We start from the raw sequence: 20,215 nt of genomic DNA, 5'->3' as shown, positions 1-20,215 counted from the left end.
GGTAAAAGATTTATTTAGTAATTTTTGTATCCAACTTCCTGAAGCCTTGCGTCTTTCTTCTCAACCTGCTCCTTCAGATCCTGACTGTAGGCTTTCAGTCTGGAAAGAAGCTCTGCGTCGGAAGTTGCAAGGATCTTGGCAGCAAGAAGTCCCGCATTGGCACCACCATTGATCGCTACTGTAGCAACCGGGATACCGCTTGGCATCTGTACGATTGAGTAAAGGGAATCTCTTCCTCCCAGAGATGTTGTATGCATCGGAATACCGATCACCGGCATCGGAAAGATCGCTGCGCACATTCCCGGAAGATGAGCTGCCATTCCTGCGCCTGCGATGATAACTTTGAAGCCTTTTTCTTCTGCTGTCTTTGCATACTCGAAAAATACATCCGGTTCTCTGTGTGCGGAAATGATCTTCATTTCATAATCAATCCCCAGTTTCTCCAGGATATCTGCTGCTTTGCTCATAACCGGCATATCTGAATCACTACCCATTACAATTCCTACTTTTGCCATTGCGTTCTCCTTTCATGGTACACTAACTGAATATTAGCCTGTGTCCTTTGACTATTGTTATGGTTATTCTACGTATATTCTCACTTTCTGTCAATACGATCGGAAAAACTGTAAATTTACTAATTAACTTATATTATTATTTAATGGAAGATTCTCAAAAGGACGGTTCAATTCCTCTGTTCCAGGAAGAACAAACCTTCCGTTTTCGATAATGGAGATCATTTCTCCCTCATCATCGATCACCCGGATACTTCCAAGCTCATCATAAGGTATCGTAATATCTGTATGACAGCCATAATAAGCAAGGCTTACGTCATCCTTTCGCATCTCGGAAATCTCATTATCCCTGGCGATGATCTCTTTTCCATCCGGATTATATACCGGTGTATCCTCTGCCCAGCTGTAACAGGTATCGCCCACAGCAAAATGCGGTCCCATTTTTTCTGCGATCAGGATCGGAAGCTTATCCGCAATTCCGTATTTCAGCGCCGCCACATAAGCTGTGGTATTTGTACCGATGGCAAACTCTCCCATGGGGATCTTCGGATGGTGGTGGAGGATATTATCTTCAATATATTTCCGGTTCTCTTCTTCGGTTTTAAAATTCGAGCAGGTGTAATCAATAACCTGGCCGCAGTCAAATACCAGCTTCAGATCCCGGAACTGAAGACCGTTCAGATATACTTTTTTCACATGGAGGATTCCGCCTGTGCCTGCCAGCTGCGGAGATGTAAAGACTTCGCCCACCGGAATGTTCACATCTGCCACACAGTTCTCAAAATTCGTCTGTTTCTTCGGATCTGTCAGTTCATGAAGATGGATCAGAAGATCCGTCTCATTGTCTCCACGTCCTTTGACTTCCACCCACTCACAGGTATCCAGGGTATTGATGATCGTCTGCTGGATTTCCTGATAGAGATGGTAATCCAATGTATTGATTTTTACGATCTCGCGGAAAATTTCCTCATAATTTCCACCAATCTCAGGAACCGGATATGCAATGATCGTAAAACTTCTCTCATCACCTTTGATGTATCGGTTTACGATCTGTCCAGATTCATTGTCAAGTTCTGTCTGAAGCTTCTGCTGTGTCTCGCTTAATGCATAAGCTTCCGGTTTACTTATCGGAGAGAAAGGATTTTCTCCAAATGTATCAATGCAGGCCGGACCGCCATGTACTTCTGCCAGTTCTCTGTACTTCTCATAGGAGGTCTGCATAGCACGAAGTTTTCGCTGAACAAAATCCCCATCCAGGAACAATGCACTGTCCTGACGATGATCGTAATCGTACTGCGGATTGGCAACGCCGCCTGTATAGCCTACTCTCACGGCGCCTCTCTTATTTACCACATGCGTTGCATGGCGATAGATCACCGGCTTCAGACCCATTTTTTCAAACTGGAGGATCGCTGCTTTTACCATCCGTTCAAAACCAAGACTATATCGGATATTTACTGTTTTCTTTTTTGTGATATCCTTCCGTCCGGTGATAAATCCGATCCGATAGCCTTCTGTATAGGTAGAAGCCATCTTATCGATCTCTTCCTGAGAAAGGGAGTTCAGAAACTCTGCAACTCCTGTTTCATTCTCTGAAACAAACTCGCCATAGCGATACAGATATCTCAGATCCGAAAGATCCGAATTCATGATGATATCTGCTGCAAAGTCAAGCTCCGGATCTACACCTTCCCGTATCCTCTGCTCCATCATATCCTGGCAGTAATCATTCACATAGGAACGGAGAATCCCTTCCACTGTTGCCGCCTCCGGAAGTTCTTCCTCACAAAATGCAGAATATACTTCCAGAAACAGTTCCATGGATACAGTCATATCCCACAGCCTTTTCTCATGAGCATAAGCTACAATTCCTGCGATCTCTGCATACAGAAAACTGAAGGCTTTTCCATATTCTCCCATCTGCTGTACTGCATACGCCGGATTTCCATAGCTGCTTTCATAATTTTCCGGGAGGATATCCTGATAAAAGCAATGATTTCTCTCCTTCAGCGCCTCCATCGTAAGCTCTGCTGAGCCCTCATCCATCACATCTGCTGCCATGGAAAGAAACTTTGCCCTGTTTCTGAAAAAATCTCCAAACGGTTTTTTTACGGTTTCTTCTGTTATGATCTCACGGATCCGTTCCTTCGCAAGTCCATAACGTTCTTTCATGCATTCTTCCAAGACTTCATCTCCCATCTTTTTCATCATCGATCACATGCCCCAGGGCAATGTGTTTGTCAACGAGTTCTTTCATATATTCCCAGATCACTTCAGAACCCTCTCCTGTTTTCCGGTTTCTCTTATAAATCTGACTTTTCTTCACCTGATGCTCTTCCCAGCTTTTTCCGTTGGAAGCATCATTTAGAAACAATGGCTGACAGTTATCCAGCACATGGGCAAATTTCGCCTCCGGGGTTTCGTAAGCCTCAAACTCCTCCCATAATGCTTTTAACCACTGTCCCTGATCTTCCGGCAATAGTCCATAGATCCGTTCTGCTGCCTGCTTCTCCCTGTATTCCTTGGTTGTCGCTCCTTTTTCATCATATGCATAGGTATCACCTGCATCAATCTCTACCAGATCATGCGCCAGTACCATAGGAATCACCTTCGAAAGATCCACTTCCTCATTGGAATATTCCTTTAAAAGCACTGCCATCAACGCCAGATGCCAGGAATGCTCCGCATCATTCTCTTTCCGCTTTCCGTCTGCAAGATATGTCTGACGGAAAATATTCTTGACTTTATCTATTTCCATAATAAAGTCCAGCTGTTTTTTTAAGCGTTCTTTTTTATCCATCTGTTATACCCCCGATAAAAAAAGTCCCAGCCAGATAACCAGGATCACTCCGTTCAAAATAGACCCGACCATGCTCGTCCTGTGTTTCCGGTTTTCTTCCGAAAAGCTGGAAAGCCCCAGTGTAAAGCCATATGCAGAAAGCAGCATGGCAAAAAGCCCGGTTCCGCCGATCAGGCCCCCGAGCTTTCCATCAAAAAAGAGTGCAAGCACAACTGCCGCGATAAACAGCACGAGGGAAGCCGCCGCAAGTCCTACAGACCATTTTCCCTTGGAAGCTTCTCTTTTTTTTGCAAATGCATATCTATATCTTCTTGCCATTAATTTTTCTCCTAATCCTGTCGCAGACTGCATAAATCCCATATCCAAGCGCTGCGCCCAGAGTATTCAATATCATATCATCCACATCAAAGCAGCCAACTTTTGTAAGCAGCTGGATCACTTCTATCGTCAGGCTGATAACAAAGCCGGATAATATGATAAAAAAGCCATTTCGCATTTTTCCGGTTATTACCGGAAGAATAAATCCATATGGCACAAATCCCAGCACATTTCCAAAAACATTTGTGAAAAGCGCAAATGTACCCACTATTTTTCGATAAGTCCAGAAACGCCTGATCTCCACAAACGGAACAAGATTGTAACGGTATTCTCTTTCTGCATCCGCCACTCTTCCGTATCCTTCCGAAAAGAACAAAAGATACACAAGAACAAGAACATACAATACAAAAAAAGCTGTCCCGAGTTTTTTTACTCTGCGTTTTGTCCCTTTTTCCAATATTCTCCCCTGCTTAAATAGTCCGAAAAGCCACACGGAACAACGTGCGGCTTTTCAGATCATATTAGATTAATATCTCTGATTTTCTTCTGAGCAGTCTCGCACCGTTCACGATCATCAGAATTCCTGTGACAAGTCCCGTCACCAGAACGACAATACCGAGTGCAAGGCTTCCCGCCCCGCTGCTCGCCATAGTTTTATAAATTTTTTCATTCATAAGGCTGCGTCCTCCCAGTAAAAGCGGACCTTCGGAATCCGCCGCTCTTTTATGACCTTTTATAACAATATTATTCTGCGCCGTACTGGTCATAATATGCATCAATGGCAGCTTTCAGCTTATCATCGATCACAACACGGCCTTTGTATTCTTTGTTGTAGAGATGCTCAACAACCTCCGCCATAGTTACAATAGCTGTAGTCTGAAGGCCGTAGGTTTCCTCGATCTCTTTGAGCGCACTCTTTGTTCCCTGGCCACGTTCCATACGGTCAACAGAAACCACAAGACCTATCGGATTTACATCTCCCTGCGCTTTGATGATCGGAAGTGTTTCTTTAATGGATGTTCCTGCAGTCGTAACATCTTCAATGATCACTACCTTATCCCCATCCTGGATCGGGCTGCCAAGAAGAATTCCTTTATCTCCGTGGTCTTTCACTTCCTTACGGTTGGAACAGTAACGGATATCCTTTCCGTACATTTCACTGATCTCCATAGTTGCTGCTACAGAAAGCGGAATTCCTTTGTATGCCGGTCCAAACAGCACATCAAAATCCAGTCCGAATTTGCTTTCTATCGCTTTTGCATAATACTGTCCCAACTTGCGAAGCTGCGCACCGGTACGGTAAAATCCTGTATTTACAAAAAATGGTGTCTTTCTTCCTGATTTCGTAGTAAAATCTCCAAATTTCAGGACATTACAGTCAATCATAAATTCAATAAATTCCTGCTTATACTGTTCCATTTATCTAATCCTCCATGTTTTTCATATATACGACAAACCCATGATCCACACTCTGCTGCAATCCCAGTGTAAAATCCCTTTATTTATCCTGTTAATTCTAACATATGAACAACAGAATTGCAAATACGGCAATCCTCCGTTATTTCACTACTCCGATCAGCTCATTGATGTCTTCCACTTTCTGTTTTTCAAGAAATGCCTGAATACCATCTGCGATCTCCACAGTGGCATAAGGGTTAAAAAAGTTTGCAGTTCCCACAGACACTGCAGTAGCACCTGCCATAATAAATTCCAGGGCATCCTCAGCAGTTGCGATTCCTCCCATACCGATGATAGGAAGGGATACTGCATTTGCCACCTGATATACCATACGGACAGCTACCGGTTTTACTGCAGGGCCGGACATTCCACCGGTTTTATTTGCCAGTGCAAATGTACGTCTGTTGATATCGATCTTCATTCCTGTCAGGGTATTGATAAGAGAAAGAACATCTGCGCCGCCAGCTTCTGCTGCTTTCGCCATCTCGGTAATATCGGTTACATTTGGGCTCAGCTTCATGATCACCGGCTGTTTTGCATATTTCTTTACTTCTTTTGTGATCTCTTCAAGCGCTTTCGGATTCTGACCGAAGGCGATTCCGCCTTCCTTGACATTCGGACAGGAAACATTGATCTCCAGCATATCCACAGGCTCGTTTCCAAGGCGTTCTACAACCTCACAGTAATCCTTTGCAGATTTTCCACAGACATTGACGATGATCTTTGTATCATATTTTTTAAGGAACGGAATATCTCTTTCACAGAAAACATCAATTCCCGGATTCTGAAGACCAATGGCATTGAGCATTCCGGATGCTGTCTCTGTCACTCTCGGTGTAGGATTTCCCGACCACGGTACATTTGCCACACCTTTTGTCACAACTGCGCCAAGTCTGTTCAGATCCACAAATTCACTGTATTCCACTCCGGAACCAAATGTTCCGGACGCTGTCATCACCGGATTCTTAAGTTCTACACCGGCAAGATTTACATTCATTCTGCTCATAACTCTACCTCCGTGCTCAGGAATACAGGTCCGTCTTTACATACTCTCTTGTTATGGACATGAGAATGCGTATCCACATCTTTGGATTTGCACACACAGGCAAGACACGCGCCTACGCCACAGGCCATACGCTCTTCCATGGAGATCCAGCACGGAATCCCCTTTTCAAGGGCATATGCCTTGATGGCACGGAGCATCGGGGCAGGTCCGCAGGCAAAGATCGCATCTGCCTCAAGATCGTTCTCACGGATGGCATCCATAACATTTCCCTTTGTTCCTGCAGAGCCGTCTTCTGTTGCCACATAGACATCTCCATAAGCTTCAAATTCCTTATTTAAAAACAGCTCATCTCTGTATCCGAGAACCATGATCTTTTCTGCGTCCAGCTGTTTAGCAGTTTCCAGCATTGGCGGGATTCCGATTCCTCCACCCATGAGAAACACTTTTTTGCCTTTTACTGCCTCCAGTGGAAAGCCATTTCCCAGAGGTCCCATAGTCTCAATGGGGACCCCTGCATGAAGTCTGGAAAATTCCTCCGTACCGGTTCCTTTTCCTGTAACGCGATATACCAGTCTCAGTTTTCCTTCTGCTTTATCGATCTCACAGAGACTGATGGGTCTTGGCAGAAGCTTACCGCCATTGCGGCTGTAAAGTGATACAAACTGTCCCGGCACTGCATTTTTTCCAATCTCACCTGCATCCAGCCACATACTGTAAATATCTGTACCAATACATTCTTGGCTGAGTATCTTACAGGGCTTTTTTGTTTTTTTACTTTCTGATGTACTCATAAAATGCCTCCTGTATTATCTGTTCTCCAGCGCACCGCTGATATCCGCGATCATATCTTTTACTGCCGCTCTGGAAGCATCTGCGTAATTTTCAGCGCCAAACTCTTTATATTTCTCCTGCTTATATGCAGCGATGATTCCTCTGGAAGAGTTTACGATAGCACCAAGTCCGTCCTCATTAAAGAAATGGACAAGATCTGCGCCCTTTCCACCCTGAGCACCATATCCGGGAACAAGGATAAATGTCTTCGGCATGATCTTTCTTAATACCTTTCCCATTTCCGGATAGGTCGCACCTACAACAGCACCAACATAACTATATCCGTCACCCATAAGCTCATCGCCCCACTGTGCAACCTTCTCACCTACCAGCTCATAGAGCGGGCGACCGTCGATGACACGATCCTGGAACTCACCACTTGATGGATTGGAAGTTTTGACCAGAACAAAGATACCCTTTTTCTCTTCCTTGCATACATCCATAAAGGGTTTCACACCATCAGAACCAAGGTATGGATTGACCGTTGCAAAATCCTCATCAAAACCTGCATATTTTTTTGAGCCTACCTGAACCTGTCCCAGGTGACCAACTGCATATGCTGCAGATGTGGAACCGATATCACCTCTTTTGATATCACCGATCACAACCAGATCTTTGGATTTACAATACTCAACCGTTTTCTTGTATGCGATCAGTCCTGGGATACCAAACTGCTCATACATGGCGATCTGTGGTTTCACTGCCGGGATCAGATCAAAGGTCGCATCCACGATTCCTTTGTTATACTGCCAGATTGCTTCTGCAGCGCCCTCGAGAGTCTCCCCAAACTCAGCAAAAGCCTTTTTCTGGATATGCTCCGGAATATAATTCAGCATAGGATCCAGTCCTACAACGATTGGTGCATTTGTTTTGCGGATATTGCTGATCAGTTTGTTAATCATGATTCTTTCTCCTCCTGGTTATTAAATACAATTTTTCCGTCACAGATGGTATAAAGCACTTTTCCCTTTACTTTCCAGCCATCAAACGGTGAGTTATGTCCTTTGGAAACAAATTTATTTTTATCGATAGCATACTCCTGCTCCGTATCCACGATGATCACATCTGCCGGATGGCCTTTCTGGAGAGTTCCTCTGTCAAGCCCGAGGATTTTCGCCGGATTCAGGCACATCTTCTCAACCATCTGTTTCAGTGTGATCACATCTTTTTCCACCAGCTCTGTATAGGTGAGCGGAAGGCTTGTTTCCAGACCTACGATCCCAAATGGTGCATTCTTCATAGAACCTGTTTTTTCCTGTGCACTGTGCGGTGCATGGTCCGTGCTGATCACCTCGATGGTACCGTCCTTCAGGCCCTGTTTCAGTGCTTCCACATCCTTCGGTGTACGGAGCGGCGGATTCATCTTGTAATTCGGGTCATCTGTTTTAATATCATCGGATGAAAGGATAAAATGGTGCGGGCATACTTCAGCTGTGATATTGTCGTATCCTTTCTCTTTTACGATCTTCATCATCTGGGCATCCCCATAAGTGGAACAGTGGCAGAGATGAAGATGGACTCCTGTCTCCAGCGCCAGAATGATATCTCTGGCTGTAATGGTATCTTCCACTGCATTGCAGATTCCGGGAAGCCCCAGTCTTTTGGCGTTCTCATCCTCATTCATGCATCCATCTCCACGCAGATCGATATCTTCACAATGGTCAAAAAACGGCACGCCACATTCTGCTGCGATCCTCATTGCTTCTTTACAAAGTGCTGTATTCATCACAGATTTACCATCCTCGGACACTGCCGGGATCCCTGCTTTCACCATTCCGGCAATATCTGCAAGTTCAGTACCCTTTTCTCCCATGGTGGCTGCACCTGCCTGAAGTACATGAATACCGGAAACCTGCGCCGCCTTGTTATGTACATAGTTTACCCGGTCCGGATTATCAATAGTGGGAGTTGTATTTGGCATAGCAACTACAGTTGTCACACCACCACGTGCTGCCGCAGCAGCACCACTCTTGATATCTTCTTTATGTGTCTGGCCCGGATCACGAAAATGGACATGAAGGTCGATAATTCCCGGCATGACCAGCTTTCCTTTCGCATCGATCACACGGTCGCCGTCTTTCTTTTTCAGCTTCTGGCCTATTTCCGCAATGATTCCGTCTTCCAGATAAATATCGCCTGTTTTATCCGTATCTGTAGCCGCATCCACGATCCGGCCTCCTCGAATCAGAATCCCCATTTCTGTTCTCCTCTCATCCTGTATTTTCAAAGCAGATCCTTAAATCCGCTTGTATTCTATTATATCATACACGAAATTTCTCTATTTATAAAGATTTTTTTACAAAGCAATTTCGCCCCTTTTTACACCCCGGAATTGTTGGAATTTTCTCCTTGACATTTCAAAACACGGGTTATATAATCAGAGCATGGCAAGATATTTAATGTAAAATCACTAGTTTTTAGAGATTATATTTACATGAATATAGTCTGTAAAATCTGGTGATTTTTTATTATCATCAGAAGGCTATTTTAATTTTTTTTATTTTTATGGAGGTAACACAAAATGAACAAGGGAACTGTAAAATGGTTCAACGCAGAAAAAGGTTATGGTTTTATCACAGGTGAGGACGGACAGGATGTATTCGTACACTTCTCCGCTATCAACGGTGAAGGCTTCAAATCTCTTGAAGAAGGACAGGCTGTATCCTACGACTTAACAGAGGGCGCTCGCGGAATGCAGGCTGCTAACGTTACAAAGTTATAATTCTATAACCATAAAAAACGTATAAGTCAAAACGGGGCTGCTTTATGGCAGACCCGTTTTTTATTGCATTATATTTATCCTGTATATAAAAATCCCCGGGATGCTTCAACACATCCCGGGAACCCATCATTTCATATGTGTTTTCTATTCCGCACTGTCTGAAGATAATCCGGAAATATAATCTGTCAATGCAGAAGTATCCATCACAGTATCCACCTTCACGCTGGCTTCCTTCGCCTGAATCTTGGCGTACGCGGAATATCCGATCCATCCCACAAGCAGAACCGCGATGAGGATCCATGCCGCCATCTCAAGTACAAATTCTGCGCGTTCCTTCTTCAGGGCACTGTTTCGCGAGTATTTGCTGTTTTTATATTTGTCAACTTTCTTCTGGCTCATTGTCTTTCTCCTTTGCCGCTTCAGTACTTCGTTCATTATAGCACACTTGTTTTCAAAAGAAAAGCGGCAACTCCCTGAAGAAATGTGATAATTTTCTGAACTGGAGATTTTCTCTGATCAGACTGCTACGATAACGCCACCATCGTTGGCATACATACTGCTGACACCGGCAGTATCCATAACTACGATCTTTGCAGGATTCAGTTTCTCACGGATAGCCTCCTCCAGCATCTTCGCTCTTTCCGGACAGTTGCAATGAGTGATGGCAACTGTCTTTTCCGGGATGTTGATCCCCTTCTCTCCGATGTGATCCACCATTTTTACGATTGCTTTATTCATGCCTCTGGCCTGATCCAGCTGACAGATCGTTCCTTCCGGAGTAGATCCCATAACCGGCTTGATCTTCAGTGCACTGGCCACCAGAGCTTTCACTCTGCTCAAACGTCCGTTCTTGCGCAGAGTTTCCAGATTCTCCAACACAAAAAATGTGCTCATCTCTTCAATATATTTCTCTACTTCACTTACTACTTCTTCAAAAGAAAGTCCCTTTTCTTCACACTCCACGATCTTCATGGCAATCAGACTCTGACCACCGGATGCAGATTTGGAATTAAATACATGAACCTTTTTCTCCGGCTGCTCTTCCAGGAACAGGTTTTTTCCAAGAATCGCACTGTTATAGGAACCACTCAATTCTGCCGATAGCGTCACCGCATAAATGTGTTCCGCATCACACTCATATGCCTTCATATAGCGTTCCGGAGAAGGGCATGCAGACTTGGGGCATTCCGGGCAGGCCGCAACCTTCTTTAAAAAATCTTTCTGATCGAAATTCTCATCATCTATAATATTCTCACCGCCCACCGTCAGCGTCAGTGGTATGGATTCAATCCTGCCGTCATTTTTCCATTCATCTAAAAGCTCCCCACAGCTATCTATCGCAATCTTATAGCTCAATTATATCGTCCTCTTTTCCATTATATGTAGTATTCAATACCACATCTATCGTATCACATAAACAGATATTTGAAAAGAGTTTTTTAAAAAGTCTGTCCTTTTTTCTTTATCTGAGATATAATGTCTACACGCGATCACATAAAAGAAAGGAAGTGCGGCATGCTTGCATTAAAGATCACAGATATCCGGGATTTCACAAACAAACTTTTTATAGGAGAAGTATTTGACAAATTCTGTCTGTCCGAAGCGACTGTGACTACTTTTAATACTTTTACCATTGATGGCAGGCTTCAGAAAGATTTTTTTGATACAGACAGCATGAACAGACTCACAGAGCACGGCCGGACACATTCTCTCTGGAAAGACATCAGACCTTTCTGCTGGTCTGTGATCCGCGGTAAGCGTACGCCCTTAAGCTTCAGGATCGTGCTGCATTTAAGTCGGAGTGGAGTTGAAGCTGCAATGAGAAATACAGATTTCGGAATTTCCTCCGAACAGATAGACGGACTATTCTTAAATCTTCAATTTAAAAATAACAGCCTTCTTTGTACTACCGGAACCTCTCTTAAAACATTCTCTATGGATAAACGCCCGGAGCAGCTCTGGGATGATATGATCCTGAACTTTCTGTCCAGGAATCAGATTCTTTTTGAAAGGCTATAGTCAATTCTCTTCTTCTATTTCCCTCAGGTAATACGCAAGCATATCAATAAATTCACTGTTGGTAGGCTTGTATTCCAGAGGATATCCTGCAATCTCATCCAGCAGTTTTTTATTTCCTTCCCAACACACATTTACCATTGTTCTGATATCATGCTCAATATTGGTAGGTGTTGATCTGTACTTCCGCGCCAGGCATGGATAAATATCCTTTGTGATCCGCAATGGTTTATACTGATCCCCCATGGAAATCTTTACCGCTTCCGCAACGAAAAAATATCCTTTATATTTCGAATTTGCACCAAGTCTTCTGATCAATCCATACACCTTTTTCATACATTTGTTCCTCCATTTCATTTTTTTCTCTTTTTAAAAGCACTCCCTTATGTATAATACGACACTTATCTATATTTTTCGCTTTCTTTTGAAAATTTATTTTATACATATTAGATACTAATTTAAATTTTTAGTCATATTTTACAGGTTATTTTTATTTAATATCTATTATTTTATTTAAAATTCCTCTAATTGTGTTAAAGATACACATATTGTTATAAAAAAAACAAAGGCTTCGCCCAATTACGGGCAAAGCCTTTCGATCATTTTATATGTCGTTTTATTTTGTAAGGACCATAAGGATATCGTTGCTTCTCTTTACAAATTTTGTCATTTCTTCAGGAGAAAGCTGTTTATGGCTCATCATTGCAAGATCATAAAGCTGTTCACAGATCACCTGAACATACTCTGATCCCTGATTTTCTGCTATAAATCTTACAAGAGGATGATTTGCATTCAGTACAAGTACTTCCTGACCACCGAACATATTCGGATTCATTCCGTACATATTGTACATTTTCATCATATCCTGCATACGGCGGCTCTCCTCAGGAAGAGTGATCATCGCTGCAGTTCCCTCATTTTTCAGCTTCTCTACTTTTACTTCAAGTTTATCCTTGCCAAGATTCTTACGGAACACCTCAGTAAGTGTCTTGACTGTTGTTTCATCCGCTTCTCCGTCTTCACGAAGCTCTTCTGTCAGATCTGCATCAATTCTCTTGAACTGGATCGTCTGATCCTGCTGTTCAAGATGGGAAATAAACTGTGAATCGATCACATGCTTCAGCAGTACAGCATCTTTACCCGCTTCACGGAACATATTAATGTACTGGCTCTGCTGTACCTCATCGGTCACATAATAGATCACCGTTTTTTCCGGTTCCTCATTCTGGGAGCCTTCAGAAGCTTTCTCCTCTGTCTTCTCCTCTTCAGCTGCTTTTGTTTCTTCTTTTTTATTTTCCTCAATGCAGTCTTTCAGGGTAAGATATTTGCCGTCCAGATTCTTAAAGAGGATATAATCGTTCATCTTCTCACCAAATTTCGCATCCTTGATGCATCCAAATTTGATAAACGGGCTGATATCATCCCAGTACTTCTCATAAGACTCTCTGTCTGTCTTGCACATTCCGGTGAGCTTATCTGCTACTTTCTTGGTGATGTATTCAGAAATCTTTTTCACAAAACCATCATTCTGCAGTGCAGAACGAGAAACATTCAGTGGAAGATCCGGACAGTCGATCACGCCTTTCAGAAGAAGAAGGAATTCCGGGATCACCTCTTTGATGTTATCTGCAATAAATACCTGATTATTATAAAGCTTGATGGTTCCCTCAATGGAATCATACTCTGTCCTGATCTTCGGGAAATACAGGATACCCTTCAGGTTGAACGGATAGTCCATGTTCAGATGTATCCAGAACAGTGGTTCCTTGTAATCCATAAATACCTTACGGTAAAATTCTTTATACTCTTCATCCGTGCACTCATTTGGATGCTTCATCCAGAGCGGCTGTGTATCGCTTAAGGATACCGGCCGTTTATTGATCTTTACTTTATCTTTGGCAGGAGAAACTTCCACAACTTCTTTCTCGCCTTTATCATTCTCCTTTTCCTCTGTCTTGGCATCCTCATGGATATGTTCAACTACCACATCATCTTCACGGAGATCTGCCTCATCGATGGTTTCATACTCCTGTTCAGCATTTGCTTTGGAAAGATAGATATTTACCGGCATGAAAGAACAGTATTTCTCAATAACCTCTCTCATACGATATTCATTGGCAAACTCCAGGCTTTCCTCATTGAGGAAAAGAGTGATCTCTGTTCCCGGTTCTGTTTTGTTTCCGTCTGCCATCTCATACTCCGTACCACCGTCACAGGTCCAATGTACCGGTGTGGAACCCTCCTTGTAAGAGAGAGTATCGATATGAACTTCATCTGCAACCATAAATGCAGAATAAAATCCAAGTCCGAAATGACCGATCATCTGATCATCCGTTGTTTTATCCTTATATTTCTCAAGAAACTCTGTGGCACCGGAAAAAGCGATCTGTGTGATATATTCCTCTACTTCATCTGCTGTCATACCAATACCGTTATCGATAAACTTCAAAGTTTTCTGATCTGGATCAACGATAACATTTACAGCCGGTTTGTAACCTTCCGGGAATGTATAATCTCCCATAACTTCCAGCTTTCTCAGTTTGGTGATCGCATCGCATCCGTTGGAGATCATCTCTCTTACAAAAATATCATGGTCGGAATATAACCATTTCTTGATAATCGGAAAAATATTTTCACTGTTGATTGATAAACTGCCATGTTTTGCTGACATATATGTCACTCTCCTTTTGTTTTTATTTTTATTTCTGATGTTCCGACAGAGCCGGAAACCTGTTGTTTTTTTCAATAAATATATACTAATACGACTTTTTACAAAAGTCAAGAAAAATTTAGCACTCATCATTATAGAGTGCTAGTAACAGCATGTAAAACGGATCTCTATGTGCAAAAAAATCCCTCCGTACATTTTTTGTACGGAGGGTGCTGTAAAACTATCTTCTACATTCTGTTCTTATTTTTTCTTTCTACGATATACAAGGATTCCTCCAATACATACCACAGCCACAATCAAAATGATCACAAATATCATGATCGGTGTACTGTCTCCCGTCCGCACTGCAGATTTCTGATTTGTCTGTGTCACTGCCGGACTCGGAGTCGCAGTAAGAACTGCTGCCTGTGATACCGTAAAAGTAACCGTACTTTCTGACTGTGTACCGGTATCCTTCCAGCTGGAGCCGTCATATTTCTGCTGTCCAAAGGTAACTTTCAGAGTATATTTTCCCGGCTTGCTGACACGGAATGTTGCAGTATAAGGCTCTCCATCCCAGGTACGGGTCTCTGTGATCTTCCAGCTCTTTGGCTGATATCTGGTATCTCCCTTACGCGGGTTTGTATTATCCATCCCTGCACCAGCTGCTGTAAAGGTGATCTTTGTATTGGTATCATACTTGCCATTGGAATCAATTCCTGTGATCTTATTGTCCGATGCAGCGGCTTCCGTGCCCTGATATCCATTTACTGTAATACTTACTGCGATCACTGTACTGATCTTGTTGGGATTCTTAACCCCCTCCGGAAGAATGACAGTACCTTTTACATTAAATATCTGACGTTCTGCAGAAAACGGATCATAAGAAGATCCCTTAACATCCCATTTAACAGATGCCTTCTGCTCTCCCTTTGTTGTAGTGATCTTTACTGTTCCCGGAAGCTTCAGGGCTTTCTGGGTTTTCTGGGTTCCATTGGGAAGATCTTTGATATCGGATGGCTTTTTGATACCTGTAAGGTTATTCGCCTTCTCACTGTTATCTGTTTTTTTCTTTGTAACGCTGAAATGGACGTTTACATAAGCTTCCACATTTGCATCATTGGCGATCACAATGTCTTCCAGATATTCCCCCTGTGAAAGTCCGCTGACCGGCTGTACGCTAAAGGTTGCATTATCTCCTGCTTCCAGCTCTGTGGCGGAAAGTGTACCAATTGTATATGCATTTGATGAAGGCTGTTTCAGAACGATCTTTGTATTTCCGGTGTTGGTAACTGTAACTGTCTTCGCATCAGGAAGTTCCTTATATCCTTCTTCTTTGGTTCCAAACTCCAGACTGTCTGTTACCGAAAGACCGGGATTGGGTTCCGGTTCCGGCTCTGAAACTGTAAATTCCAGCCGGACTTCAGCCAGTGTGTTTCCGGTATTCTGATCTGTCACAGAAATCGTATCGCTGTGATCTCCGGCCTGAAGACCGGTCTTAGGCTGTACAGTAAAGGTTGCCGCCTTATCTCCGGGATTGAGCACTTCAGCAGAAGGCTCTCCCACCTCATAATCCTCCGGAGCAGAAAGCTGGATCCGGATAGCCTCTGTACCTGTATTCTCTACGGTTACAGGCTGTGCATCCGGCGCGATCTCATAGCCCTGTTCCAGTGTTCCAAAAAACAGAGGACCTTCCGGTTTTACTGTTGCAGTAACTGTTTTTGGTGTTTCTGTCTTTACCATAACCGAAGCCGTCACTGTAGCAGATGCTTCCGTGCTTTCATCAGAAGCAAATACAAGCTCTTCCACGTATGAATCATCTTTTGCAGAGAGTCCAAGCTTAGGCTGTACGGTAAAGGTCTGCTCTCCTCCCTGCGCCAACTGGATATTTCCGCTGCTCTCCACTTCACTGACCGGCGCAATATCAAAAAACTCCGACTCAGGCTGTACTAACGTCACAGCTTCTGTACCTTCGTTTTTGATCGTGACTGTACTTGTTGTTTCTACCTTTTCATAACCGGCAGTCAGATCATCAAAAGGCAGTTCTGTCGGATCCGCAGTTAGCTTGTATATTTTTTCCGCTGCAGGGTCCGATGTTTTCCCGGGATCTGTCTGCTCATTATTTTCATGATCTTCGGCTTTTTTATTTTCCGGTTCTTTTACTGTAAAGTCCGCTTCAAAGAAGACATCGGCACCTTCTTCTGTCTGATACGTGATCAGATCTTTGTATTCTCCAGCCTTCAGACCTTCTCGTGGTTTTACCCACACAGCAACACTTTCACCACTCTTTAATGGCGCATCGTTAATATCCGCAGCCATGAAATTCTCCGGGGCGATCTCTTTAAAATTAAGATCTCCGGTTCCGTTATTTGTGATAGTAACCATCTGTGCTTCCGGAATTTCCGTATATCCCTCTTCCACGGAACCAAAATCCAGAATTCCACTTCCATCTTCCGTGTATGCAGATGCCGAATATGTCGGTTCCTCATTTTTTTCGGAAGCTTCTGCTGCTGTATCTGCGGAATCCGGTGTCTCTGTCTGACTATCTCCGGATGTATCTGCCTCATCGGTATTCTGAGGCCCTGACTGTTCTCCGTTTACTTCTATAACAGAGTTTTCAGCAGGCTCCTGGGTATCTGCAGGTTCCTGTGCATCTGTATTTTCCTGTACATCTGTATTCTCCTGCACATCCGCAGACTCCGTTTCTTCTGCCGGCTCTATGGTTTCCTCAGGCTGAGCACTATCAGGCTCCTCTGACGTTCCAGCTTCTGTATCCGGCGTGTTCTCTGAAGACTCCGAATCTGCCGAAGCTTCACTTTCCTCCGCATCCGGATCTTCTCCTGCTGCTTTGGCTTCTTCCTTTTTCTTTTCTGCCAGTGCTTTGGCTTCCTCCTCTGTTTCGGAAACCTCCTGGGTCGTCACCGTAAGCTCACCACTGACTCCCGTCTCTTCTTTTCCGGTGATCTTCAGAACGATCGGAAGACCCAGATCTTTTTCATCGATTTTATAAGTCTTGTCAGTTCCTACCTCTGTAAGAAGGTCTCCGTCCTTTAATGACCAGGAAAAACTCACATTATCATCTGTGATCCCCTCCGGCTTGACCTTTGAGTAATCTGCACTTAAAGTAGACCCGATCGCAAGTGTTCCTTTGACCTTCAGCTTTCCATCAAGAGTTTCAGATGGAACTGCAGTGGCAAATACCATCGATGGAAGCAGCGTTACCATCATAAGCACAGCCATGACGACTGCCAGCACTCTGCTTTTTTTCATATCCCATCCTCCTTTACATCATTTTATTTTCCCCACATTTACCCTTTCTACGCAGGGCTTTCTTTTTGCTGATGCAAGTTTATCATATTTAATTTTCAGAGGTGTAATCCCTGCTTTCCGTCAGCCTTCTACGATCATATATTTTCCGTCCGGGAGTTTAAATACTTCGCTTTCTTCTTCCAGCTCCTTCAGGGAAATCCCCTCCACATCTGCGCCCATTCCATCCAGATATTTTTTAACATCCTTCAGGGAATCCAGCACAACTGCCATGCAATCCTCGAGAAATTCCTCTGCCTCCTCAAAATCCTCTGCTACCGGCTCATCAAAAAGCTGACCCTGTTTTTCCAGAAATGTTTGGACATATTCTTTCTTGTACATATTAAAGTACCTCCTTTATATCTCCACCCGCCGCGATCAGTCTGCGAAGTACTGGTTCCACCTTCTCTGTCTCATAGAAAGCCGCCGCCTTTACCCCTGGCTTCGCATGCTTCATGGCAAAGCTGTATTTTACAGATTTCATCATTTCAATATCATTGTATTCATCCCCGAACGCCATGCATTCATCCGGTCCGATTCCCAAAAGTTCCTGGTATTTACGGATCCCTTTTGCTTTGTTCGTGGTAAATGGAACAAAATCCACCCACGCAAATCCGGATGTCACAACAGTACATCTGTCTTTGAACCGTTCTCTCCAGTACCGGATGGATTCCTCCGTCATTCCTTCTCTCTCATAAACTGCAACCTTCATACAAGGCTCTGTGATCTCATCAAAACTCTTTATGATCTTACACTGATTTTTTACTTCTTCGATCATCAGATGGCGATAATGTTCTGTCTTGGGCATGATATAATAAAAATCCTTTGTAGAACAGGAAAATTCCGCTCCGGGCTTTTCCCATATTGCCTGAATGATCTCTCTGACCAGTTCTTTGTCAAAGCTGTCACAGTACAGAAGCTTCTCATTCTGGACAGCGAGCCCGCCATTTTCACTGATAAATGCCATCTCGTCCTTTACCGGCGCAAAAAGATTCCTCATATTGGCATACTGTCTGCCACTGGCTGCCACAAAGAGGATTCCCATTTTTTTCAGTTCCTTTACCAGCGGAAAGATCTCTTCCGGCAGCGTCTGTCTTCCACCGATAAGCAGCGTTCCATCCAGATCACTGGCAACCATCTTAATCATGCTGCTTCTCCTCATAAATAGTAAACAGATCACCAGGTACAGCTGCTACAATATCTGCACCGTTATTTTCAAGCTCTTCTCTGTCACGGAATCCCCATAGTGCACCAACGGTATACATTCCGACAGCACTTCCTGTCTGCATATCTGTCTTTGTATCTCCGATATACATACATTCTTCCGGCTTTACGCCGAAATCTTCTGCAATCTTCAGCGGACCATCCGGTGCCGGCTTTCTGCGGATTCCCTCCTGCTGTCCCATCACCTCATCAAACAGATCGCCATAGATCGCCTTTACCACTTTCTGCGCCGCAACATGAGGCTTATTGGAGCATACAGCCATCTTAAGGCCTGCATGTTTCAGCTTCTGAAGGGTTTCCGGCATATCTTTATATGGCACAACTTTATACAGCGGATCTTCATCAAATTTCCTGCGATAAAGTTCCCGGACTTCTTCGTAGTGTACCAGCTCCGGATCTCCTGCATCGATCAGGCATCTTCTGATCAGCATATCTGCACCTTCACCGCTGTAATAACGAAAATTATCTGTCGGCTGTGGTTTCAGGGAAAACTTTTCCATGATCTCATTAGCCACATATGCCATAGATTCCAGTGTATCCGCAATTGTTCCATCCAGATCAAATATACAAGCTTTTATCATTTTGTCTTTCATCCTCTCAGGTTCATTCCCAGTTTTTTTGTCTCATAGATCAGTCTTGCCACAGGCAGTCCCACCACGTTGTTATAATCACCACGGATTCCCTTCACATAGGCTCCCCAGGCGCCCTGGATCCCATAGCTTCCGGCTTTGTCCATTGGGTCTTTGCTGTTTACATATTCCTTTATTTCTTCCTCTGTCACCGGATAAAAGCTCACATCTGTGCACTCATGGAAGGTATGAGCTTTCCATCTCCCTTTTTCTCTTATCAGCAAAGTTACACCGGTATATACCTGATGTGTATTCCCCTGCAGCATAGCGAGCATCTCTATTGCAGCTGTCTCATCTGCCGGTTTACCTAAAATCTTACCCTCATAAGATACAACGGTATCTGCACCGATCACAACCACATCTCTCAGATCTCGGTTCTCCTCTTCCTCCAGCGCGTATGCCGTAAACATAGCTTTCTGACGAGAAAGTTCCTCCACCACTTTCGCAGGCTCTGCACTGGTGATCCGTTCTTCCCCGCTGGCAGGCTTCACTTCAAAGGCGACTCCTACCTGGCTTAAAAGTTCCCGCCTCCTGGGAGATGCGGAAGCAAGCACGATTTTCTTCATGTGTAATTCCTCTCTTTCCTGTGTTATCAGTATAACCGTTTCTGTAAATGGGCGCAACCGAAATCGTTGCAGGAGCATTTTGTACTGTAAGTGCTTCAAAAGAAGGCGTAGTGCATAACAGAAGTTTTTTTGTTATACTCACTACAGATTCATTTGAAGCACTTTTTATTTCGTATT

At 43.7% G+C, this 20,215-nt stretch carries 22 protein-coding genes; 2 read left to right on the top strand and 20 right to left on the bottom strand.

The annotated features are described in order from the left end of the window. Window positions 1-14: 14 nt before the first annotated feature. From purE to ACTNDQ_RS12860, 11 genes are all read right to left on the bottom strand, one after another. Window positions 15-515 (bottom strand): 5-(carboxyamino)imidazole ribonucleotide mutase, encoded by a 501-nt coding sequence (gene purE, locus ACTNDQ_RS12910; protein ID WP_015525905.1) that lies wholly within the window; start codon window positions 513-515, stop codon window positions 15-17. Window positions 516-638: 123 nt separating this feature from the next. Continuing rightward, window positions 639-2,720: an aminopeptidase gene (locus tag ACTNDQ_RS12905; protein ID WP_441064778.1), complete on the bottom strand. Its 2,082-nt coding sequence runs from the start codon at window positions 2,718-2,720 to the stop codon at window positions 639-641. Further along, on the bottom strand, window positions 2,701-3,312 hold the full coding sequence (locus tag ACTNDQ_RS12900) for an HD domain-containing protein (RefSeq protein ID WP_021650961.1): 612 nt from the start codon (window positions 3,310-3,312) through the stop codon (window positions 2,701-2,703). The genes ACTNDQ_RS12905 and ACTNDQ_RS12900 overlap by 20 nt, the downstream gene beginning before the upstream one ends. A gap of 3 nt (window positions 3,313-3,315) precedes the next feature. Next, complete coding sequence (locus ACTNDQ_RS12895; RefSeq protein ID WP_015525901.1) at window positions 3,316-3,630, bottom strand: hypothetical protein; 315 nt, start codon at window positions 3,628-3,630, stop codon at window positions 3,316-3,318. Next, window positions 3,614-4,123, bottom strand: a complete 510-nt coding sequence (locus tag ACTNDQ_RS12890) for a VanZ family protein (RefSeq protein WP_330664884.1) — start codon at window positions 4,121-4,123, stop codon at window positions 3,614-3,616. The genes ACTNDQ_RS12895 and ACTNDQ_RS12890 overlap by 17 nt, the downstream gene beginning before the upstream one ends. A 28-nt stretch (window positions 4,124-4,151) precedes the next feature. After that, window positions 4,152-4,304 carry a hypothetical protein gene (locus ACTNDQ_RS12885; RefSeq protein ID WP_022426215.1) on the bottom strand — a complete coding sequence of 51 codons (153 nt, stop codon included), beginning with the start codon at window positions 4,302-4,304 and terminating at the stop codon, window positions 4,152-4,154. 70 nt (window positions 4,305-4,374) lie between these two features. Beyond that, window positions 4,375-5,049, bottom strand: a complete 675-nt coding sequence (gene pyrE, locus ACTNDQ_RS12880) for an orotate phosphoribosyltransferase (RefSeq protein WP_015525899.1) — start codon at window positions 5,047-5,049, stop codon at window positions 4,375-4,377. A gap of 139 nt (window positions 5,050-5,188) precedes the next feature. After that, window positions 5,189-6,094 carry a dihydroorotate dehydrogenase gene (locus ACTNDQ_RS12875; protein WP_441064777.1) on the bottom strand — a complete coding sequence of 302 codons (906 nt, stop codon included), beginning with the start codon at window positions 6,092-6,094 and terminating at the stop codon, window positions 5,189-5,191. Further along, complete coding sequence (locus ACTNDQ_RS12870; protein WP_278795025.1) at window positions 6,091-6,885, bottom strand: dihydroorotate dehydrogenase electron transfer subunit; 795 nt, start codon at window positions 6,883-6,885, stop codon at window positions 6,091-6,093. The genes ACTNDQ_RS12875 and ACTNDQ_RS12870 overlap by 4 nt, the downstream gene beginning before the upstream one ends. Window positions 6,886-6,900: 15 nt before the next feature. Continuing rightward, complete coding sequence (gene pyrF / locus ACTNDQ_RS12865) at window positions 6,901-7,827, bottom strand: orotidine-5'-phosphate decarboxylase (RefSeq protein ID WP_021650965.1); 927 nt, start codon at window positions 7,825-7,827, stop codon at window positions 6,901-6,903. Then, the gene (locus ACTNDQ_RS12860) at window positions 7,824-9,122 is read right to left on the bottom strand and encodes a dihydroorotase (protein WP_441064776.1); all 1,299 of its coding nucleotides are present in this window, start codon (window positions 9,120-9,122) and stop codon (window positions 7,824-7,826) included. The genes pyrF and ACTNDQ_RS12860 overlap by 4 nt, the downstream gene beginning before the upstream one ends. Before the next feature lie 324 nt (window positions 9,123-9,446). Between ACTNDQ_RS12860 and ACTNDQ_RS12855 the strand changes: the two genes are divergently transcribed. Next, window positions 9,447-9,647, top strand: coding sequence for a cold-shock protein (locus ACTNDQ_RS12855; RefSeq protein ID WP_015525894.1), 201 nt, complete (start codon window positions 9,447-9,449; stop codon window positions 9,645-9,647). 144 nt (window positions 9,648-9,791) lie between these two features. Here ACTNDQ_RS12855 and ACTNDQ_RS12850 read toward each other — a convergent pair whose 3' ends face one another. Continuing rightward, entirely contained in the window at window positions 9,792-10,046 is a 255-nt protein-coding gene (locus ACTNDQ_RS12850; protein WP_118516104.1) for a hypothetical protein, read from the bottom strand. 117 nt (window positions 10,047-10,163) lie between these two features. Continuing rightward, window positions 10,164-11,003: a DegV family protein gene (locus ACTNDQ_RS12845; protein WP_278795032.1), complete on the bottom strand. Its 840-nt coding sequence runs from the start codon at window positions 11,001-11,003 to the stop codon at window positions 10,164-10,166. Between the two features lie 159 nt (window positions 11,004-11,162). Here ACTNDQ_RS12845 and ACTNDQ_RS12840 point away from each other — a divergent pair, with 159 nt between their 5' ends. Further along, window positions 11,163-11,666 (top strand): DUF5721 family protein, encoded by a 504-nt coding sequence (locus tag ACTNDQ_RS12840; RefSeq protein WP_278795035.1) that lies wholly within the window; start codon window positions 11,163-11,165, stop codon window positions 11,664-11,666. Here the strand turns inward: ACTNDQ_RS12840 and ACTNDQ_RS12835 are convergent, their stop codons facing one another. From ACTNDQ_RS12835 to ACTNDQ_RS12805, 7 genes are all read right to left on the bottom strand, one after another. Beyond that, a complete protein-coding gene (locus ACTNDQ_RS12835; RefSeq protein WP_265191264.1) occupies window positions 11,667-11,999 on the bottom strand; it encodes a sporulation initiation factor Spo0A C-terminal domain-containing protein in 333 nt (110 codons plus the stop codon). Window positions 12,000-12,279: 280 nt separating this feature from the next. Further along, the gene (htpG, locus tag ACTNDQ_RS12830; protein ID WP_441064775.1) at window positions 12,280-14,334 is read right to left on the bottom strand and encodes a molecular chaperone HtpG; all 2,055 of its coding nucleotides are present in this window, start codon (window positions 14,332-14,334) and stop codon (window positions 12,280-12,282) included. A 240-nt stretch (window positions 14,335-14,574) separates the two neighbouring features. Beyond that, complete coding sequence (locus ACTNDQ_RS12825; RefSeq protein WP_441064774.1) at window positions 14,575-17,583, bottom strand: hypothetical protein; 3,009 nt, start codon at window positions 17,581-17,583, stop codon at window positions 14,575-14,577. Between the two features lie 120 nt (window positions 17,584-17,703). Further along, window positions 17,704-17,961, bottom strand: coding sequence for a hypothetical protein (locus ACTNDQ_RS12820; RefSeq protein WP_015525887.1), 258 nt, complete (start codon window positions 17,959-17,961; stop codon window positions 17,704-17,706). Window position 17,962: 1 nt separating this feature from the next. Further along, complete coding sequence (locus ACTNDQ_RS12815) at window positions 17,963-18,766, bottom strand: HAD family hydrolase (RefSeq protein ID WP_278603926.1); 804 nt, start codon at window positions 18,764-18,766, stop codon at window positions 17,963-17,965. Then, window positions 18,759-19,424: an HAD family hydrolase gene (locus ACTNDQ_RS12810; protein WP_441064773.1), complete on the bottom strand. Its 666-nt coding sequence runs from the start codon at window positions 19,422-19,424 to the stop codon at window positions 18,759-18,761. Before ACTNDQ_RS12810 ends, ACTNDQ_RS12815 begins: the two co-directional genes overlap by 8 nt. An 8-nt stretch (window positions 19,425-19,432) precedes the next feature. Further along, complete coding sequence (locus tag ACTNDQ_RS12805) at window positions 19,433-20,038, bottom strand: Maf family protein (RefSeq protein WP_022426223.1); 606 nt, start codon at window positions 20,036-20,038, stop codon at window positions 19,433-19,435. Window positions 20,039-20,215: the final 177 nt, after the last annotated feature.

It is taken from the genome of Blautia massiliensis (ex Liu et al. 2021) (genome assembly GCF_052064225.1).
Taxonomy (GTDB): domain Bacteria; phylum Bacillota; class Clostridia; order Lachnospirales; family Lachnospiraceae; genus Blautia_A; species Blautia_A fusiformis.
Note: the sequence above shows the minus strand (reverse complement) of the source record. Positions and strands in the feature narration are given on the sequence as shown.

Excerpts from the sequence above, each read along its gene's own strand:
- ACTNDQ_RS12810 (WP_441064773.1), bottom strand. The coding sequence starts at position 19,424 with ATGATAAAAGCTTGTATATTTGATCTGGATGGAACAATTGCGGATACA.
- pyrF (WP_021650965.1), bottom strand. The coding sequence starts at position 7,827 with ATGATTAACAAACTGATCAGCAATATCCGCAAAACAAATGCACCAATC.
- ACTNDQ_RS12875 (WP_441064777.1), bottom strand. The coding sequence starts at position 6,094 with ATGAGCAGAATGAATGTAAATCTTGCCGGTGTAGAACTTAAGAATCCG.
- ACTNDQ_RS12895 (WP_015525901.1), bottom strand. The coding sequence starts at position 3,630 with ATGGCAAGAAGATATAGATATGCATTTGCAAAAAAAAGAGAAGCTTCC.
- ACTNDQ_RS12870 (WP_278795025.1), bottom strand. The coding sequence starts at position 6,885 with ATGAGTACATCAGAAAGTAAAAAAACAAAAAAGCCCTGTAAGATACTC.
- ACTNDQ_RS12905 (WP_441064778.1), bottom strand. The coding sequence starts at position 2,720 with ATGAAAAAGATGGGAGATGAAGTCTTGGAAGAATGCATGAAAGAACGT.
- ACTNDQ_RS12820 (WP_015525887.1), bottom strand. The coding sequence starts at position 17,961 with ATGTACAAGAAAGAATATGTCCAAACATTTCTGGAAAAACAGGGTCAG.
- pyrE (WP_015525899.1), bottom strand. The coding sequence starts at position 5,049 with ATGGAACAGTATAAGCAGGAATTTATTGAATTTATGATTGACTGTAAT.
- ACTNDQ_RS12855 (WP_015525894.1), top strand. The coding sequence starts at position 9,447 with ATGAACAAGGGAACTGTAAAATGGTTCAACGCAGAAAAAGGTTATGGT.
- ACTNDQ_RS12850 (WP_118516104.1), bottom strand. The coding sequence starts at position 10,046 with ATGAGCCAGAAGAAAGTTGACAAATATAAAAACAGCAAATACTCGCGA.
- ACTNDQ_RS12825 (WP_441064774.1), bottom strand. The coding sequence starts at position 17,583 with ATGAAAAAAAGCAGAGTGCTGGCAGTCGTCATGGCTGTGCTTATGATG.
- htpG (WP_441064775.1), bottom strand. The coding sequence starts at position 14,334 with ATGTCAGCAAAACATGGCAGTTTATCAATCAACAGTGAAAATATTTTT.
- ACTNDQ_RS12840 (WP_278795035.1), top strand. The coding sequence starts at position 11,163 with ATGCTTGCATTAAAGATCACAGATATCCGGGATTTCACAAACAAACTT.
- ACTNDQ_RS12885 (WP_022426215.1), bottom strand. The coding sequence starts at position 4,304 with ATGAATGAAAAAATTTATAAAACTATGGCGAGCAGCGGGGCGGGAAGC.
- ACTNDQ_RS12860 (WP_441064776.1), bottom strand. The coding sequence starts at position 9,122 with ATGGGGATTCTGATTCGAGGAGGCCGGATCGTGGATGCGGCTACAGAT.
- purE (WP_015525905.1), bottom strand. The coding sequence starts at position 515 with ATGGCAAAAGTAGGAATTGTAATGGGTAGTGATTCAGATATGCCGGTT.
- ACTNDQ_RS12900 (WP_021650961.1), bottom strand. The coding sequence starts at position 3,312 with ATGGATAAAAAAGAACGCTTAAAAAAACAGCTGGACTTTATTATGGAA.
- ACTNDQ_RS12805 (WP_022426223.1), bottom strand. The coding sequence starts at position 20,038 with ATGAAGAAAATCGTGCTTGCTTCCGCATCTCCCAGGAGGCGGGAACTT.
- ACTNDQ_RS12835 (WP_265191264.1), bottom strand. The coding sequence starts at position 11,999 with ATGAAAAAGGTGTATGGATTGATCAGAAGACTTGGTGCAAATTCGAAA.
- ACTNDQ_RS12815 (WP_278603926.1), bottom strand. The coding sequence starts at position 18,766 with ATGATTAAGATGGTTGCCAGTGATCTGGATGGAACGCTGCTTATCGGT.